Source organism: Brevundimonas bullata (assembly GCF_014207965.1).
Taxonomy (GTDB): Bacteria; Pseudomonadota; Alphaproteobacteria; order Caulobacterales; family Caulobacteraceae; genus Brevundimonas; species Brevundimonas bullata_A.
Genome location: NZ_JACHLM010000001.1, coordinates 61,407 through 77,029, shown reverse-complemented (window position 1 = coordinate 77,029; position 15,623 = coordinate 61,407). Strand labels below are relative to the sequence as shown.

Sequence of the window (15,623 nt, the reverse complement as noted above, 5' to 3'; positions counted from 1 at the left end):
ATTTCGCCGGTCCGGTTCCCAATCGGCCCTCCTTGAGCGAAAAACTGAACAAAGGCCGCGCTAAAGGCTTGGGTCTTTCGTGCGCCGCCCTAGATAGGGGCCAGAAGAATCAAAACCGCCGAGAGGAACCTCCCATGGCCTTCGTCCTGCCCCCGCTGCCCTACGCCCATGACGCGCTGGAGCCCGTCATCGACAAGGAGACGATGGGCTTCCACTACGACAAGCACCATCAGACCTATGTCGACAACCTGAACAAGGCCGTGGCCGCTGCGGGCGTCGAAGGCCAGTCGTTCGACGAGCTGTTCGCCAAGATGTCGACCCTGCCGGTGGCGGTGCGCAACAACGCCGGCGGCGTGTGGAACCACACCTTCTTCTGGGAAGGCCTGGCCCCCGTCGGCACGGGCGGCGAGCCTTCGGCTGAACTGGCCGCCGCCATCGACGCCGACCTGGGCGGCATGGACGCCTTCAAGGAGGCCTTCAACGCGGCCGGCCTGGGCCGTTTCGGTTCGGGCTGGGCCTGGCTGATCGTGCAGGACGGCAAGCTGAAGATCATCTCGACGCCGAACCAGGACAACTCCCTGATGGACTTCGCCGAGGAGAAGGGCGCCCCCCTGCTCGTCGCCGACGTCTGGGAGCACGCCTACTATCTGAAGTACCAGAACCGTCGCGCCGAGTTCCTGGCCGCCTTCTGGTCGATCGTGAACTGGAACAAGGTCAACGACCTGTTCGCCGCCGCCAAGGGCTGAAACGCCCGTCTGGCTTGACTCCGGGAGGGTGGGCCTTCATATGCCCACCCTTCTCGCATCGGGTCTCGGCCCGAGGCGCAGATTGACTACGGACGATGCGTGGACCGCCGTTGAGATCGCCGCTCCAATCGGGGAGGGGCCGGGCCGCATCAGCATGAAGAGTGACTTATGTCCAAGCGCCATAGCGCCAAGTACAAACTCGATCGGGTCATGGGTGAAAACCTGTGGGGCCGCGCGAAGTCTCCGGTTAACAAGCGTTCGTATGGCCCCGGCCAGCACGGCCAGCGTCGTAAGTCGAAAGTTTCGGACTTCGGCATCCAGCTGAAGGCCAAGCAGAAGCTCAAGGGCTACTACGGCAACATCACCGAGAAGCAATTCTCGGCGATCTACGACGAAGCCGGTCGCCGCAAGGGCAACACCTCGGAAAACCTGATCGGTCTGCTGGAATCGCGTCTGGACGCCCTGGTCTACCGCGCCAAGTTCGTCCCGACTGTCTGGGCCGCTCGCCAGTTCGTCAGCCACGGTCACGTGACTGTCGACGGCAAGAAGGTCGACATCGGTTCGTACCGCGTCAAGCCGGGCCAGGTCGTCGAGATCAAGGAAAAGTCGCGCAACATGGCTCTGGTGCTCGAAGCCCAGCAGTCGTCGGAACGCGATGTGCCTGATTACCTGGAACAGGGTGATCGCGGCTTCTCGGTCCGTTACGTCCGCGTGCCGGAACTGTCCGACGTGCCGTACCCGGTCAAGATGGAACCGAACCTGGTCGTCGAATACTACTCGTCCTGATTTCAGGCGATCGACGATAGAGTTGATGGAAGCCCCGGTGAAAACCGGGGCTTCTTTCTTATTCAGGATGCAGTGTTCCCTTGGGGAAGGAAACAGCGCAATCTGACCGGGTGGACAGGGTCCGCCCCGGAAGGCCGAGATGAGACGAACCGCCGCCCTTTGCGCACTTGCCGCCGTCGCCGTTCTGGCCGGGGCTTGCGCCATGACCAGCGACCAGGCCGTGCGCACTGTCGATATGCCGGGTCAGTTGGAGCCGATCCACGCCGCCGCCTTCACGCGCGACACTGCGGTCTTTTGGGTCAGTTCAAACGGTTGCACCGGCAAGGAAGACGTCAAACCCTTCATCACCCGCCTGCGCGACAGCGCGGTCATCACCCTGCGCCGGGTGGACGAGGATCGCTGCACCACGCCACGCGCCGACGGGGTTCAGTTGCAGTGGAGCTTTGAGGAGTTGGGGCTGCCGCCAGGCGCCGACGTGACCGTCAACAACCCTTATATGATGCGTCAGGACGGCAATCCGAAGGGCGCGTCCTGATCCGCTTCCCGATCTGCGTTTTGCCAGCAAGGCTTCGTTAGCCATCCCGGAGGACGGCGGGTTAAGGATTGCGGCTCTAGGGAAAGGGTCGTTTCAGTATCCTTCCCCCCAGGATTCCATGCGTCTCGTAGATTGTCTGACCAACGCCCATAATCTGGCGCTGGTCGCTCTGGCCGCGCTTGTCTGCGTGCTGGGCAGCTGGATCACCATCAGCCTGTTGAAGCGGGTCCGCAGCACGCGAGCCGGCGCGCGCGCCGCCTGGGTTTTCCTGGGCGCCGTGGCGGGCGGTGCGACCGTCTGGTGCACCCATTTCGTCGCCATGATCGCCTATGAGCCAGGCCTGCAGGTCACCTATGAGCCGGGCCTGACGGGCCTGTCGTTGCTGGTGGCGATTTGCGGGTCCGGAGCGGCCCAACTCCTGGCCGCCCAGCGCTTCCCGGGTTCGGGCCTGGTGGGCGGGGTCTTGTTCGGCCTGAGTGTGGCGGCCATGCACTTCATCGGCATGGCCGCCTTCGCTATCGACGCCGTGATCCAATGGTCTGCGCCCTATGTCGTCGTCGCCCTGGCGGGCTCGGTGCTGTTCAGCGCCCTGGCCTTCAAGGCGGACAAGATCTGGCCGACGGCCAAGGGGCGCTGGCTGGCGATCCTGTTCATGGTGCTGGGCATCGTGGTCCTGCACTTCACCGCCATGTCGGCCATGACCATCCTGCCCTTTGCACCGCTGGGCGGCGCTCTGACGGGCGAGGACGCCAAGCATGTCGTCGCGCTGGGCGTCGCGGGTGTCGGCCTGCTGGTGCTGGGCGCCGGGGCCGCCAGCTATGCGCTGGACAGCCAGTCGCGCGGCCAGGCCGAGGTTCGCCTGCAACATCTGATCGAGGGCAGCGTGGACGGCATGGCGGTCGAGCGCGACGGCGTCATTATCGCCCTGAACGGCGCCCTGCTGACCCTGCTCGGCGCCGAGCGCGAGGCCGTGGTCGGCCGCAGCCTGGCTGTCTGGGCCGAGGACGCCGCGCGTCTGATCGACGGCGACATGGTCCAGTCGTCGCTGAAGACCGTGTCAGGCGAGATCCTGCCGGTCGAACTGGCGGCCAAGCGGGACCACGCCAGCGAGGGCGAGGTCATGCTTTACTCGGTCCGCGACCTGCGCGCCCGTCAGGCCCAGGAACGCCGCATCGCCCATCTGGCGCGCAACGACAGCCTGACCGGACTGCCCAATCGGGCCTCTTTCCTGGAACGGCTCAACCGCCAGACCGCCACGGCCAAGCCCGGCGAGACGCTGGCCCTGTTCGCCTTGGACCTGAACCGCTTCAAGGAGGTCAATGACCTGTACGGCCACGCCGTCGGCGATCAGCTGCTGTGCCGCATCGCGGACCATCTGCGGGATGCGCTGAAGGACGGCGAGTTCGTCGCCCGGCAGGGCGGGGACGAGTTCGTGGCCATGGCGCCGGTGGCGTCGCAGGCCGAGGCTCTTGCCGTGGCCCAGCGCCTGCGCGCCGCCATCATCCAGCCCGTCAACATCGAACACGCCGACCTGTCCTGCGGCGCCAGCATCGGCGTCTCGCTGTGGCCCCAGGACGCGGACGACCTGTCGACCCTGATCAACAACGCCGATCTGGCCATGTACCGGGCCAAGGGCTCGCTGACGGTCGACATCTGCTTCTATGAGGCGGACATGGATCAGGCCGTGCGCGCGCGCCGTCGCGTCACCCAGGCCCTGCGCGAGGCCTTGGATAACGAACAGTTCGAGCTGCACTATCAGGTCCAGGCCTCGGTCGAGACCGGCAAGGCCACCGGCTACGAAGTGCTGCTGCGCTGGAAGGACGAGACCGGTCGCAACATCCCGCCGTCGGACTTCATCCCCGTGGCCGAGGAGACCGGCCTGATCCTGCCGATCGGCGAATGGGTGCTGCGTCAGGCCTGCAAGCAGGCCGCCGCCTGGACCGAACCGCACCGCATCGCCGTCAACCTGTCGCCGGTGCAGCTAGGTCACGTCGATCTGCCGCGTCTGGTGCATCAGGTCCTGCTGGAGACTGGTCTGGCCGCCTCGCGTCTGGAGCTGGAGATCACCGAGACGGCCATGATCAGCGACATGGAGCGCACCACCCATGTCCTGCGTCAGCTGAAGGCCCTGGGCGTCACCATCGCCATGGACGACTTCGGCACCGGCTATTCCTCGCTGTCGACGCTGCGGGCCTTCCCCTTCGACAAGATCAAGCTGGACCGCTCCTTCATGACCGAGCTGGACGGCGAGGCGCCCCAGTCGCGGGCCATCATCCGCGCCGTCCTGACCATCGGCGAGAGCCTGTCGATCCCGGTTCTGGCCGAGGGCGTCGAGACGGCTGAGCAGCTGGCCTTCCTGCGCGCCCAGGGCTGCAACGAGGTGCAGGGCTATCTGCTGGGCCGGCCCCAGCCCGAAGCCGACGCCCTGTCGAACGGCGCCGCCGTGGTTCCGGCGACGCCGTTGAAGGATCAGGCCGCGACGGACCCGTCAGCCAAGGCCCGCGCCGTCGCATAACCCGGCCAGTGGGCGGCGCCGGCTCGTTCGTACTGGACGGGCAGGCCTTCCGGCTGGCCTAGGGCCACGGCAGCGTGGTGGCCCCAGTTGGGATCGTCCAGAACGGCGCGGGCGAGGGCGATCAGGTCGGCCTTGCCCTGGACCAGCAGGTCTTCGGCCTGCTGCGGGGTGACGATCATGCCCACCGCCATGACATTGGCCTCAGGCGTCGCCGCCTTGACCGCCTCGGCGAAGGCGACCTGATAGTTGGGCTGATCGCCGGGGATGCGGGCCGTGGCGACATTGCCGCCGCTGGTCAGGTGCAGATAGTCGTAGCCCATGGCGTCCAGGGCATGACCGAATGCGGCGGCCTCGTCCGGGGTGATGCCGCCCTCGGTCCAGTCTGAACCGTTGAAGCGCACGCCGAGCGCCTTGGTCCGGGGCCAGGCGTCGCGCAGGGCCTGGGCCACCCGCAGCGGGAACCGCATCCGGTTCTCCAGCGACCCGCCGAACTCATCCGTCCGTTCGTTCGACAGCGGCGACAGGAACTGGGTCAGCAGATAGCCATGGGCGGCGTGCAGCTCGACCAGATCGAACCCGGCCCGGTCGGCGCGCTGGGCCGAATCGACAAAGGCTTCGACCACCCGATCCATGCCTGCCTGATCCAGCGCCGTCGGCGTATGCCAGTCGGCCTTGAAAGCCTGGGCTGAGGCGGAGAACGTCTCCCACGCCTTATCGGCGGGGGCGGGGCCGCCGCGGTCGATCCAGGGCGGATTGGTCGAGGCCTTGCGCCCTGCGTGGGCCAGCTGGATGCCGATGGGCGTGTCCGAATAGGTGCGGATGTCGCGGATGATCCGGGCGAAGGCGGCTTCCTGTTCGTCGTTCCACAGGCCGGTGTCGGCCCACGAAATACGGCCCGCCGGCTCGACGCCCGTGGCCTCGATCACCACCAGGCCGGCGCCGGACAGAGCCAGCCGCCCAATATGCTGGGCGTGCCAGGGCTGGGGCACGCCCTCTACGGCCGAATACATGCACATGGGGGCGACGACTATGCGGTTCTTCAGCGTCAGCGGCCCGACGGCGCGGGGTGTGAACAACAGGCTCATGCTTGGCTTTCTCGATGATCCCGGGGAGGCGGGCGACACAGTAGCTATGACTGTGGCTGTTCCGTTCAAGTCCCGCCTTTCCGATTATTCACGTGATCCGGAACGGCGACGCTGGCAGTTTGGCGCCAGCCAAGAAGGGGAACACCTATGCGCCGTCTCATTATCGCTCTCGCCGTCGCCGCCGTCGCCGCGCCCATGCTGTCGGGCTGCATCATCATCGCCAGTGAAAAGCCCTCGACCACCCGCGTCATTCACTCGGCGCCGGAAGCGCAATAATGCGTCTGGCCGCCATCGCCGCCGTCGCCCTGCTGCCGCTGCTGGGCGGCTGCGTCATCTATTCGAACGAGGGCGGCGAGCGGAAAGTCTCGATCAACGCAGCCGAACAGGTCGTCGTTGAGTCCGAAGTCCTGGAAGCCGTCCGCAAGGTCGATTTCGACGGTCAGCGTTTGACGGCCGTGGTCGGCTCGAACGGCTGCACCGAAGCCTCCAGCTTCGAGGTCAAGATCAAGGATGGCGACCCGACCGAACTGAGCCTGACCCGCCGCACGCCCGACCTGTGCAAGGCCCTTGTTCGCGAAGGCGTCACCGTCAGCTGGACCTACGCCGAACTGGGCCTGAAATCAGGCGCCGCCGTCCGTGTGCTGAACCCGATCAGTTTGTAGTCAAAAGTCCTTCTCCCCTTGCGGGAGAAGGTGGCAGGCGAAGCCTGACGGATGAGGGGTGTCAGCGCCTCGCATCCTGTGAAGGGCTTCGCCGCCTGATGGTCAGATAATCGGCTGTGCCGCCGACACCCCTCATCCGGCCCTCAAGGGCCACCTTCTCCCGCAAGGAGAGGAAGGAAGATGATTGTTACGCCGAAAACGGCCCCAGCATCTCCGCTGGTATGCGAGCGGGCCGCAGGGTTTCGGCGTCGACCAGGCACCATTCCGACAGCCCTTGCGCGCACAGGCGGCCTTCGCCGTCCTCGATGCGGACATAGCGGTTGAAGCGGGGACCTTGCGGGTCGCCGACCCAGGTGCGGGCGACGACGCCGACTGAACCGGGCGCGATGGCGCGCAGGTAGTCGATCTCGTGCCTCAGGGCGACCCAGGACCATTTCGCCCGTGTCGCCTCGTCGAAGCGCGCGTTCCAGTGGGCCGTGCCGACGTCCTGCAGCCAGCCGACATAGACGACATTGTTGACGTGGTTGTTCTCGTCGATGTGCTCCGGCCGCACGTCCAGCGGGACGACGAAGACCTCGCGGTCTTCACGCGGTTGCAGCTGCGGCCGGGCCATGAGGCTTAGGCCTCGCCGAGGGGCACGCCCTTCTCGACCATCAGGGCCTGAAGCTCGCCGGCCTGGAACATCTCACGCACGATGTCCGAGCCGCCGACGAACTCGCCCTTGACGTAGAGCTGCGGGATGGTCGGCCAGTCGGTGAAGCTCTTGATGCCGTCGCGCAGGGCTTCGTCCTGAAGCACGTCGACGCCGACGAAGGCCGCGCCCACGTGGTCGAGGATCTGCACCGCCAGCGAGGAGAAGCCGCAGCGCGGCGCGTCCGGCGTGCCCTTCATGAACAGGACCACATCATGTTCGGCCACGGTCTGGGCGATGAAGGCGTGGACAGGGTCGGCGGCTTGGACGGTCGTTTGATCGGTCACGGTAAGGGGCCTTTCAGAGAAGCCCGTCAGCTAGGCGCCCAATGGGGCTGGGTCAAGGCCGACCGGGGCGCGCAGATACAGCCCGCGACCGGATGCGTCAGGCCGTTTCGGTCTTGGGCGTCAGCCGTTCGGCGCGCTGGGCCAAGGCCGGAGCGCCGTATTCGCGGGCGGTGGCGGCGGCCTCGATCAGCATCAGTCCCAGTTCGCGCGGAGTCTGGCCGGTCCAGCGAGCGCGCGCCAGGGCGATGCGAGCCATGCCTATCTGATCCGACACCCAATCCAGCGGCGTCGAGACGACTGAGGGCCGCGTCAGGCGGCGGCGCAAGCCGGTCTCGATCTCCAGCAGGGCCGTCAGATCCCCGATCGAGCCGGCGCGCGTCGTTTCCTGCGCCACACGGCGTTCATGGGCCAGGGCGCCGAGGATAAGGCCGCCCCCTTCGGTCAGAGCCTCGGCCTGAACCAGCACGAGTAAGGGCAGGGTTTCGCGCTCGGCGCGCAGCACCTGAATGGCGGCCCAGTCCAGCGGGCTGTGGTCGGGGGTGAACTGGTCGGCGGCGGCGTCGAACAGAGCGTGGGCCTGATCGCGGGCCGTCACGTCCCCGGCGATGGCCGCCAGCGCCGCCATGCCGGCGGCGCACAGGGCCAGGGCGCGGGCGCGGCTGAGCGGGCGCTGCTCCGGCGTGGCGGCCTCGACCAGGGCGCGCAGGTCAGCGCCGGCCTGATCCAGCATGCGCGGATCCCGCGCGGCCAGCCCGGCCTCCAGCATCAGGGCGGCGCGGTCCAGGCGCAGATCGTCTTCGAGCGCGCGCTGCTGTCCTCTCAATCCGTGAAGGGCTCCGTCCAGCAGGGCGGCGGCCTCCTGCAAGGTGGCGGTCTCGCCTGAAATCGAGGCCTGCCGCGCCCGTAGCCGGGCGTGCAGGGCGGCTACGGCGGCGGCGGTGTCGCCGCGCCGCGCCACGGGCAGGGCGGCCAGCAGGGCCAGAACCGCATTCAGGCGCGCCGGGTCGCCGCACAGGTCGAAGGCCAGCATTCCGCTCTGGCACAGTTCCAGGGTCGCGCGGATGGTTTCGTCGTCGTTATGGGCGTGGCGGACGGCCTCGCGGGCGGCGCTCTCGGCCTTTTCCAGGCTGGCGGCGGCGCCGCAACGACGGGCGTGTTCGCGCCACAGGGCCGAGGCGCGCAGGCTTGCGTCATGGGGGCGAGGGCAGGAGACGCGGCCCGCATCGACGGTCTGCTGTCGGGCCTCGACCTCGACCAGGCCGACGCCGATCAGCTCCAGCCAGCCGAGATCGTCGCTGTCACGCGCCTTCTCGAACAGCCGCCGCAGATCTCTGCCGAATTCGAACATCGCTGGCCTTCATCGTCCCGCTTCGAGACCGCAGGGGCGATCTCGTTGACGGACAAGCAAACGCAGCGCCGTGGAATGGGTTCGGCTTGACCATATGCGCGAAAATTCGTCGAGCGGCCTTCGGCGGAGGAATCACCCCAGGCGCGGGGTCTTCTGGCGGCAGCGCGTCAGCACGGCGCGGGCCTCGGCTTCGCCTGCAGACAGGCGTTTCACCGAATCGAGGCGGGCGCGGGTCTGGTCGTTTTCGGAGGCGACCGGGTCGCGCCCGGCGGCGGTGGCCGCCTGCATCGCCGCCAACGACCAATACAGCGCCGCGTCATAGAGGGTGCGGCCATAGCGGCTTTCGCCGCCTTCCAGTTCCGAAGCGGCCTGGGTCAGCCCGGCGCACCGCACCGCCTCGTCATATGAGACGAGGCGGGTCGTCGGGGCTTGGCCCAGAACCGCAAGCGCGGTTGTGACGACAGCGATGAACATCCAAAACTCCGCTGCGCCCCGACGAGAAGAAAAACCCGGCGCCGCTTTCTGCCTAGAGAACCACGCCCTTGTGACGGATGAAAGACGTGTTCAGCCAAACTTCAGGTTGCAGTCAAAGGGGCGTCGGCGCCGGCCTAGGAACGGGGGGCGAGGCCTGACCCTGATCCACCAGCCAACGGACGAAGGCGCGTCGAGCCCGGGACGGCTCGCCTGCGCCGGGAATGGCCGCGACGGCGCCGCTGTCGGCCTGAAAACCGAACGGGGCCAGTAGCCGTCCGTCCTCCACCGCCTCGGCCGCCAGGACCCAAGGGAGGACCGCTGCGCCCCAGCCCGCCAGGGCCGCGTCCAGAACAAAGTGCAGGTGGGCCACCGGGCGTTCGGACGTGGCGGTCGACGCCTGCCCGCTGAGCGTCGACCAGTCCTTCCAGCCCGTGGGGTGGGTGCGCGCGGTCAGGCGCGGCGCGGTCAGCACCATCGCGCGCGGATCGTCGCCTGCAAGAGCTGGCGCGATGACCGGGCCGATGGCGTTGGGGATGATCCGCTCGGCGACAAGCCTGAGGCTGACGAAAGCGGCCTATATCACCGGCTCGAGGTGGTCGCGTGTCATCGCCTTGCGGGGCGCGCTGCGATCCAGGGTGCGCCAGGCTGACGCCAGACCCGCGACCGCCCGGTCCAGATCGGCCTCGGTCTGGCTGAAGGGCAGGCGAATGAAGCGGTCGAAGGCGCCGTTCAGGCCAAACCGGGTCCCGGGCGCGATGCGCACCCCGTGATCGGGCGCGGCCAGAGCCAGTCGCGTGCTGTCGGGCCGGGGCAGCTCGACCCACAGCGACAGGCCGCCGTCGGGGCGGCGCGTCTTCCACTCGGGGAGGGCCGCGGCCAGACCGGCGCGTAGGCGCGCCTCGCGCTCCGCCAGCAGACGGCGACGCGCGTTCAGCGGCGCGGGATCGCCGCTCAGCAGGATGGCGGCGGCCAGTTGCTCCATGACGGGGGCGCCCAGGTCCAGCGAAGGCCGGTGACGGACCACAGCATCAACCACCTCGGCGTGACCGCGCAGCCAGCCGACGCGCAGACCGCCCCAGTAGGGCTTGCTGGTCGAACCCAGCCGCACGACGTGCGGGCCGTGGTCGGCCGGCGGTGGCGGCGGTCGGTCGAACCAGACCTCGCGCAGGGTATCGTCCAGAACCAGCAGGGCGCCGACGCGTTGGGCCGCGCGCGCAACCGCGGCCTCGTCCTCAGCGGACAGGACGTGGCCGGTCGGGTTCTGATGGGCGCCGATCAGATAGACAAGGCGCGGCCGGGCGCGCTCGATGGCGGGGATCAGCCCCTCCATGTCCCAGCCCGACGCCGTCATGGCCACCGGCGCGGCGCGCAGACCCGCGCGCAACATGGCGTCCAGGGCGTGGGGATAGGTGGGGTGCTCGATCACCACGGCGTCGCCGGGCCGGGTGGCGGCGCGCAGCAGAAGGGCGAGGGCGTTCTGCGCCCCCGCCGTGGTCACGATCTGGTCAGGACAGGTGGCCAGCCCCTCGGCCGCGTAGCGGTCGGCGACGACCTGGCGCAGGGCCTCGACTCCCACCGGCTCATAGCCATGGCCGGGCAGATAGGCGGGCAGGGCCTCCAGCGCGCGGGCGTAGGCCGCGTGGACCTGTTCGTCGGCGGGCATGACGGCGGTGGCCATGTCGATGACGCCGGGCGGGACGGCCTGTTGCAGCGGGCCGTCCAGACGCGGGGCGGGGCGGGCCGCCGGGCTGGTGGGCAGGGCGGTGAAGCTGCCTGAGCCGACCCGGCTGGAGACAAATCCCTCGGCCCGCAGTCGGTCCAGCGCCGCGCTGACGGTGATGCGGCTGACGCCCAGGGTCTCGGCCAGCCGCCGCTCTCCCGGCAGGCGCGTCGCCAGCGGCAATCGCCCGTCCAGGATCATAAGCTTCAGCGCTTCGGACAGGCGGCGATAGGCGGGCTCGCCCTCCGGCCCGCGCCAGCCGTTCAGCTGGCGCGACAGTGAGGCGGGATTGACGAACAGATCGCGCATAGGGCCATCGTCTGCAAACCGGCTCTATAAAACAAGGCCAATTATCGGCTCTATGTCCTCATGTTCATACGTCGTTTCATCCAGCTTCAGCTCGGTCTCTGCCTCTATGGCGTCTCGCTCGCCCTGCTGGTGCGGGCCGACCTGGGCCTCGATCCGTGGGACGTCTTCCATCAAGGTTTGTCGGAAAAGACCGGGCTCAGCCTCGGCTCCATCCTGATCATCGTCGGGGCGGCGGTGATGCTGCTGTGGATCCCGCTGCGACAGAGGCCGGGTATCGGCACGATCAGCAACATCTTCGTCATCGGTCTGGTCGCCGATCTGGCGCTGTATCTGATGCCGCCGTTGCAGCATCTGGCGGTGCAGGGCCTGGCTCTATTCGCGGGTGTCATGCTGAACGCCGTGGCCAGCGCCGCCTATATCGGCGCGGGCATGGGGCCGGGGCCGCGCGACGGCCTGATGACCGGACTGGCGCGCCGCACGGGCTGGCCCCTGCGCTGGACGCGCATGGGGATCGAGGGGACTGTGCTGGCCCTTGGCTGGCTGCTCGGCGGCTCGGTGGGGCTGGGCACGGTGGTCTATGCCGTCGCCATCGGCCCGCTGATCCAGTTGATGCTGCCCTGGTTCGAGATCGCTCCCAAGCGCGAGGTGATCCCGGCGGCGACGACCTGACTGGGCTGCGGCTAGGGGAGTGGCGTTTCAGTAGTCGGGGGTGTCCCGCCCTCATGGGCGTAGTTGGCGACGGCGGCCATCAGGGCGGCGGCTTCATCCGGACGGCCGGCGCGGCGTAGGGCGTCCGCTGTCTGCATCCTCAGCCCCATGACCTGAGGCGCGTAGGCCAGGGCCAGCAGTAGCGTCGCCACGTCGTTCTCGTTGGGATAGTCGCTCGCTACGCTGCGGGCCCGGGCCAGGGCTACATAGGTGCGGTAGTCGGTGGCGTCGTTGCGCATCGCCTCCGCCAGGTAGGCTTGGGCCTGAGCGATCTCGCGTCCGCGTTCGGCGCCGTCCAGCTTGTCGCCGGCCTCCAGTCGGGCGCGCGCCAGCAGTTGCAGGGCCTCAACGTCGCCGGGCGCAATCTCCAGCACCCGTTTCAGGGCCGCTTCGCCGGACGCCGGATCGCCCCAGCGCAGCTCGGTACGGCCCAGCGTCACAAGGGCCAGGCGGTCGTCGGGATAGCGGGCGGCGTCGGCTCGCACGCGCGGCAGGATTTCGGCGATTTCTTCTGGCGACTTCGAATAGCGCAGGGCGACGCCGTAGAGCAGCATCCGGTCGGCGCTGTCTGGGAGGACGCTGAACTGCATCTGCGGCTGGATGTCGGCCATATCGAACTGGGCGTATGGCATGCGCCCATCCAGGTAGGCGCGAAGGGCGCTGCGAAGGCTTTCCGGCGTATGGTTCAGGTGGGTCTTCAGGGCCTCGTCGAAAGGCATCCCGCGCCCGACCGCCGCCAGATAGCCGTCCAGACCCCGACGCCGCTCGGGATCCGAGAAGAGGTAGTGGGTCAGCAGCCAGGACTGCGAATAGAAGGCTGATCGCCTTGAACCCTCCAACTGCAGCGGTCGCACCGTCAGCAGGGTTTCGATCGGCAGCCAGGGCTGGGTGTTCAGTCCGGCCAGTCGGCCCGGGTTGAAGTAGCCGACCGTGATCTTGCGTGCGTCATCGACGGATGCGGTGGCGAAGAACTCGGCGAAGCCCTCGATAAACCAGCCCGGATAAACGCCAGGGAAGTTCTGGTGCATGAAATGATGGGCGTATTCGTGGAACAGGGTGTCGTCGCCGCCACGTCGGTTCAAGGCGGCGTAGACGTCGATCTGTGTCGCTGAATAGAAGCCCCCGATGTTTTCCGGCAGGCGAGGATAGAGCTCGCGAAGCTCCTTGCCTGAGCTGACCAGATAGACCGGCAGCTTGCGCGCCCCGTCCATCGGCGACAGGCTGAATTGGCGGCGCAGCAGAGCGTCGAAGCGCTCCAGCTTTTCGGCGTGGCGGCGTAGGTCGTTGCGGGAACCTTCGCCATAGACGACGAAGTTGGCCGTCTCGGCCCGCCACCATTCAGCTTGGGCTGTCTGCGCCGAAAGCAGGAGCGTCGCCGCGCCGAGCGCAAGCCCGCGCAGGGCCCGCTTCAATGCGCCCCCGGATGCGCCAACCCTCTGCGTCCGCATGCGAACCTCCCCCTAAAGGCGGAGACTATTTCGCTCTCATGGTAATCGCAAAACGGCGATTAGCCGCAGGAGGCTAGCCCCGCTCTTTCGTCTTGGTGAAGGCGATCTTGGGGAAGCGTTCGGATACGTAGCCGGTTTCCCATGACGACTTGGCCAGGAAGACCGGGGCCTGGTCGATGTCGACGGCCATCTGCGGGCGGTATTTGCCGGCGAAGTCGTCAAGGTCGGCCTTGGTCCCGTCTGCGGTCGGCGCGATCCAACGGGCCTCGGCGTAGGGGCTGGGCTCGAAGATGACGTCGAGGTTGTATTCCTCGCCCAGACGGTCGGCCATGACCTCGAACTGCAGTTGGCCCACGGCGCCGACGATGAAGTCCGAGCCCAGTTCGGGGCGGAACAACTGGGTCACGCCCTCTTCGGCCAGGCCTTCCAGCGCCTTCTTCAGGTGCTTGGCCTTCAGCGGGTCCTTGACCCGGACCCGTTGCAGGATTTCCGGAGCGAAGTTCGGCAGGCCCGCAAACCGGATCAGACCGCTTTCCGACAGGCTGTCGCCGACGCGCAGGACGCCGTGGTTGGGGATGCCGATGACGTCGCCCGCATAGGCGTCCTCGGCCAGTTCGCGGTCCGAGGCGAAGAACATGATGGGGGCGTTGACGCTCAGCGACTTGCCCGTGTTTTGCACCTTCAGCTTCATGCCGCGCTTGAACGATCCCGACGCCATGCGGAACATGGCGATGCGGTCGCGGTGGTTGGGGTCCATGTTGGCCTGGACCTTGAAGACGAAGCCGGTGACTTCGGCATGGCCCGGCTCGACCTCGATCTCGACCGGGGCCGGGGCGTTGCGGGTCTCGGGCGGGGCTTCCTTGCGCGCCGGCATGACCTTGGGCGGCGGCGCCCACTCGCCGATGGCGGCCAGCAGCTCGTCGATGCCGAAGTGGCGCAGCGCCGAGCCCCACAGCACGGGCGTCATATGGCCTTCCAGGAAGGACTGACGGTTGAAGGTCGGATAGCCGGCCTCGATCAGCTCCTGGGTCTCCATCAGGGCTTCGTGCTCGCCAGCTTCGAAGTATTGGGCGGCGTCGGCCAGAGGCAGGGCCGCGGGGTGGGGCACGTCTTCTTTCGAGCCGGCAGGCTTCTTCGCATAGGGCTGGAACTTGCCGGTGCCCATTTCGACCATGCCGCGCAGGCGGTTGCCGCTCTCGGCGGGCCACCAGATCGGAGCGGGGTCGAGTTGCAGACGTGACGCGATCTCGTCCAGCAGGGCCATCGGGTCCTGGGCTTCGCGGTCCAGCTTGTTGATGAAGGTGATGATCGGAATGTCGCGCAGGCGGCAGACCTCGAACAGCTTTAGCGTCTGCGGCTCGATGCCCTTGGCGGCGTCCAGCACCATGATGGCGCAGTCGGCAGCGGTCAGGGTGCGATAGGTGTCTTCCGAGAAGTCTTCGTGGCCCGGCGTGTCCAACAGATTGAACATCTTGGCCACGCCGTCGGACGTAGTGTGCTCGAACGTCATGACCGAGGCCGAGACCGAGATGCCGCGCTCTTTCTCGATCTTCATCCAGTCGGACTGGGTCCGCCGGTTCTCGCCGCGCGCCCGCACGGCGCCCGCCGCGCGAATGGCCCCGCCGGCCAGCAGGATATGCTCCGTCAGCGTCGTCTTGCCGGCGTCCGGGTGAGCGATGATGGCGAAGGTCCGGCGGCGACCGGCCTCTTCAGCGAGCGTGAGTTTCGACATGGGGCGGCAGGTAGCGCGAGCGGGGCCGAAAGTCGATTGTCACGATGCTGTGAAAGACCCTTCGCCAAGCGGGGCTTTTGGGGGCATGCTCGTTTCTGTGAGACGCCGGTCCATGAGATCGACGCCGCAAGGGAAAGGAAACGACATGGCTTTGGTGCATCCGGGCAAGGTCCCGCCGGCCCGCAATGAAAGAGAAATCCATCCCGCGATCTGTCTGTTGGCGGGCTTTGGCGTCATCTGCCTGGCGGCGACGTCTGTGCACCTGCTGTTCGGCCTGCTCTAGCCGCACACCTCGATTAGTCTTCCGTCGGGGACGTTAAGATAGAACGACGCGCGTCTGCGTCGCTGACCTCTCGCGTCTTCAAGTCAAAACGAGACTGCGGCCGCGGCCAAGGGCCGCGCGCGCTCTCATCGCATCTTCAGCCTGTCGATCAGTACCGTCAGGCCCCAGCGTCTGGCGTCGAGAACCCATTGGGGTGACGTCAGCGGGGCATCTTCAGCGGTCGGAGCAGTCGTTGTGAAACCGCCGCCAAGCTGTCGCACCGGCGCCGCCCATCGGTCGCGGGCGCTTCACGCA

General features: G+C 67.5%; 16 protein-coding genes and 1 pseudogene. 8 read left to right on the top strand and 9 right to left on the bottom strand.

Annotated features, from left to right (window positions below; translation table 11 throughout):
* Window positions 1-134: 134 nt before the first annotated feature.
* The 4 genes from HNP51_RS00390 (at window position 135) to HNP51_RS00375 (ending at window position 4,582) form a co-directional block, all read left to right on the top strand.
* On the top strand, window positions 135-746 hold the full coding sequence (locus HNP51_RS00390; protein WP_184265704.1) for a superoxide dismutase: 612 nt from the start codon (window positions 135-137) through the stop codon (window positions 744-746).
* Window positions 747-914: 168 nt separating this feature from the next.
* Window positions 915-1,532: a 30S ribosomal protein S4 gene (gene rpsD / locus HNP51_RS00385; protein WP_184265700.1), complete on the top strand. Its 618-nt coding sequence runs from the start codon at window positions 915-917 to the stop codon at window positions 1,530-1,532.
* Window positions 1,533-1,671: 139 nt separating this feature from the next.
* A complete protein-coding gene (locus HNP51_RS00380; RefSeq protein WP_184265685.1) occupies window positions 1,672-2,067 on the top strand; it encodes a hypothetical protein in 396 nt (131 codons plus the stop codon).
* A 118-nt stretch (window positions 2,068-2,185) separates the two neighbouring features.
* Window positions 2,186-4,582: an EAL domain-containing protein gene (locus HNP51_RS00375; protein WP_184265682.1), complete on the top strand. Its 2,397-nt coding sequence runs from the start codon at window positions 2,186-2,188 to the stop codon at window positions 4,580-4,582.
* Here HNP51_RS00375 and HNP51_RS00370 read toward each other — a convergent pair.
* Window positions 4,537-5,667, bottom strand: coding sequence for an NADH:flavin oxidoreductase/NADH oxidase (locus tag HNP51_RS00370; RefSeq protein WP_184265679.1), 1,131 nt, complete (start codon window positions 5,665-5,667; stop codon window positions 4,537-4,539). The two genes, HNP51_RS00375 and HNP51_RS00370, sit on opposite strands and share 46 nt — an antisense overlap.
* 147 nt (window positions 5,668-5,814) lie before the next feature.
* Here HNP51_RS00370 and HNP51_RS18420 point away from each other — a divergent pair, with 147 nt between their 5' ends.
* Both HNP51_RS18420 and HNP51_RS00365 read left to right on the top strand, forming a co-directional pair.
* Window positions 5,815-5,943, top strand: coding sequence for a hypothetical protein (locus HNP51_RS18420; protein WP_260398261.1), 129 nt, complete (start codon window positions 5,815-5,817; stop codon window positions 5,941-5,943).
* Window positions 5,943-6,329 carry a hypothetical protein gene (locus HNP51_RS00365; protein WP_184265676.1) on the top strand — a complete coding sequence of 129 codons (387 nt, stop codon included), beginning with the start codon at window positions 5,943-5,945 and terminating at the stop codon, window positions 6,327-6,329. The genes HNP51_RS18420 and HNP51_RS00365 overlap by 1 nt, the downstream gene beginning before the upstream one ends.
* Before the next feature lie 187 nt (window positions 6,330-6,516).
* On the opposite strand, the gene HNP51_RS00360 is transcribed toward HNP51_RS00365, so the two are convergent.
* The 6 genes and pseudogenes from HNP51_RS00360 to HNP51_RS00335 form a co-directional block, all read right to left on the bottom strand.
* On the bottom strand, window positions 6,517-6,942 hold the full coding sequence (locus HNP51_RS00360; RefSeq protein ID WP_184265673.1) for a thioesterase family protein: 426 nt from the start codon (window positions 6,940-6,942) through the stop codon (window positions 6,517-6,519).
* Between the two features lie 5 nt (window positions 6,943-6,947).
* Complete coding sequence (grxD, locus tag HNP51_RS00355; protein WP_184265670.1) at window positions 6,948-7,307, bottom strand: Grx4 family monothiol glutaredoxin; 360 nt, start codon at window positions 7,305-7,307, stop codon at window positions 6,948-6,950.
* Window positions 7,308-7,404: 97 nt separating this feature from the next.
* Complete coding sequence (locus HNP51_RS00350) at window positions 7,405-8,655, bottom strand: hypothetical protein (RefSeq protein ID WP_184265667.1); 1,251 nt, start codon at window positions 8,653-8,655, stop codon at window positions 7,405-7,407.
* 132 nt (window positions 8,656-8,787) lie between these two features.
* On the bottom strand, window positions 8,788-9,129 hold the full coding sequence (locus HNP51_RS00345) for a hypothetical protein (RefSeq protein WP_184265664.1): 342 nt from the start codon (window positions 9,127-9,129) through the stop codon (window positions 8,788-8,790).
* A gap of 112 nt (window positions 9,130-9,241) precedes the next feature.
* Window positions 9,242-9,673 (bottom strand): annotated as a pseudogene (locus HNP51_RS00340) (LysR substrate-binding domain-containing protein); the annotation flags it as partial.
* A gap of 30 nt (window positions 9,674-9,703) precedes the next feature.
* Window positions 9,704-11,158: a PLP-dependent aminotransferase family protein gene (locus HNP51_RS00335; RefSeq protein ID WP_184265661.1), complete on the bottom strand. Its 1,455-nt coding sequence runs from the start codon at window positions 11,156-11,158 to the stop codon at window positions 9,704-9,706.
* 60 nt (window positions 11,159-11,218) lie between these two features.
* Between HNP51_RS00335 and HNP51_RS00330 the strand changes: the two genes are divergently transcribed.
* Complete coding sequence (locus tag HNP51_RS00330) at window positions 11,219-11,827, top strand: YitT family protein (RefSeq protein ID WP_184265658.1); 609 nt, start codon at window positions 11,219-11,221, stop codon at window positions 11,825-11,827.
* An 11-nt stretch (window positions 11,828-11,838) separates the two neighbouring features.
* Here HNP51_RS00330 and HNP51_RS00325 read toward each other — a convergent pair whose 3' ends face one another.
* A complete protein-coding gene (locus tag HNP51_RS00325) occupies window positions 11,839-13,314 on the bottom strand; it encodes a hypothetical protein (protein ID WP_184265655.1) in 1,476 nt (491 codons plus the stop codon).
* Between the two features lie 73 nt (window positions 13,315-13,387).
* Window positions 13,388-15,046: a peptide chain release factor 3 gene (locus HNP51_RS00320; RefSeq protein WP_184265652.1), complete on the bottom strand. Its 1,659-nt coding sequence runs from the start codon at window positions 15,044-15,046 to the stop codon at window positions 13,388-13,390.
* Window positions 15,047-15,191: 145 nt separating this feature from the next.
* Between HNP51_RS00320 and HNP51_RS00315 the strand changes: the two genes are divergently transcribed.
* Window positions 15,192-15,329, top strand: coding sequence for a hypothetical protein (locus tag HNP51_RS00315; RefSeq protein ID WP_184265649.1), 138 nt, complete (start codon window positions 15,192-15,194; stop codon window positions 15,327-15,329).
* Window positions 15,330-15,623: the final 294 nt, after the last annotated feature.

Bases quoted from the DNA above. Each gene is read 5' to 3' on its own strand.
- HNP51_RS00350 (WP_184265667.1), bottom strand. From the start codon at position 8,655: ATGTTCGAATTCGGCAGAGATCTGCGGCGGCTGTTCGAGAAGGCGCGT.
- HNP51_RS00365 (WP_184265676.1), top strand. From the start codon at position 5,943: ATGCGTCTGGCCGCCATCGCCGCCGTCGCCCTGCTGCCGCTGCTGGGC.
- HNP51_RS00370 (WP_184265679.1), bottom strand. From the start codon at position 5,667: ATGAGCCTGTTGTTCACACCCCGCGCCGTCGGGCCGCTGACGCTGAAG.
- HNP51_RS00360 (WP_184265673.1), bottom strand. From the start codon at position 6,942: ATGGCCCGGCCGCAGCTGCAACCGCGTGAAGACCGCGAGGTCTTCGTC.
- HNP51_RS00330 (WP_184265658.1), top strand. From the start codon at position 11,219: ATGTTCATACGTCGTTTCATCCAGCTTCAGCTCGGTCTCTGCCTCTAT.
- HNP51_RS00325 (WP_184265655.1), bottom strand. From the start codon at position 13,314: ATGCGGACGCAGAGGGTTGGCGCATCCGGGGGCGCATTGAAGCGGGCC.
- HNP51_RS00390 (WP_184265704.1), top strand. From the start codon at position 135: ATGGCCTTCGTCCTGCCCCCGCTGCCCTACGCCCATGACGCGCTGGAG.
- HNP51_RS00335 (WP_184265661.1), bottom strand. From the start codon at position 11,158: ATGCGCGATCTGTTCGTCAATCCCGCCTCACTGTCGCGCCAGCTGAAC.
- HNP51_RS00375 (WP_184265682.1), top strand. From the start codon at position 2,186: ATGCGTCTCGTAGATTGTCTGACCAACGCCCATAATCTGGCGCTGGTC.
- HNP51_RS00345 (WP_184265664.1), bottom strand. From the start codon at position 9,129: ATGTTCATCGCTGTCGTCACAACCGCGCTTGCGGTTCTGGGCCAAGCC.
- HNP51_RS00320 (WP_184265652.1), bottom strand. From the start codon at position 15,046: ATGTCGAAACTCACGCTCGCTGAAGAGGCCGGTCGCCGCCGGACCTTC.
- HNP51_RS00380 (WP_184265685.1), top strand. From the start codon at position 1,672: ATGAGACGAACCGCCGCCCTTTGCGCACTTGCCGCCGTCGCCGTTCTG.
- HNP51_RS18420 (WP_260398261.1), top strand. From the start codon at position 5,815: ATGCGCCGTCTCATTATCGCTCTCGCCGTCGCCGCCGTCGCCGCGCCC.
- rpsD (WP_184265700.1), top strand. From the start codon at position 915: ATGTCCAAGCGCCATAGCGCCAAGTACAAACTCGATCGGGTCATGGGT.
- HNP51_RS00315 (WP_184265649.1), top strand. From the start codon at position 15,192: ATGGCTTTGGTGCATCCGGGCAAGGTCCCGCCGGCCCGCAATGAAAGA.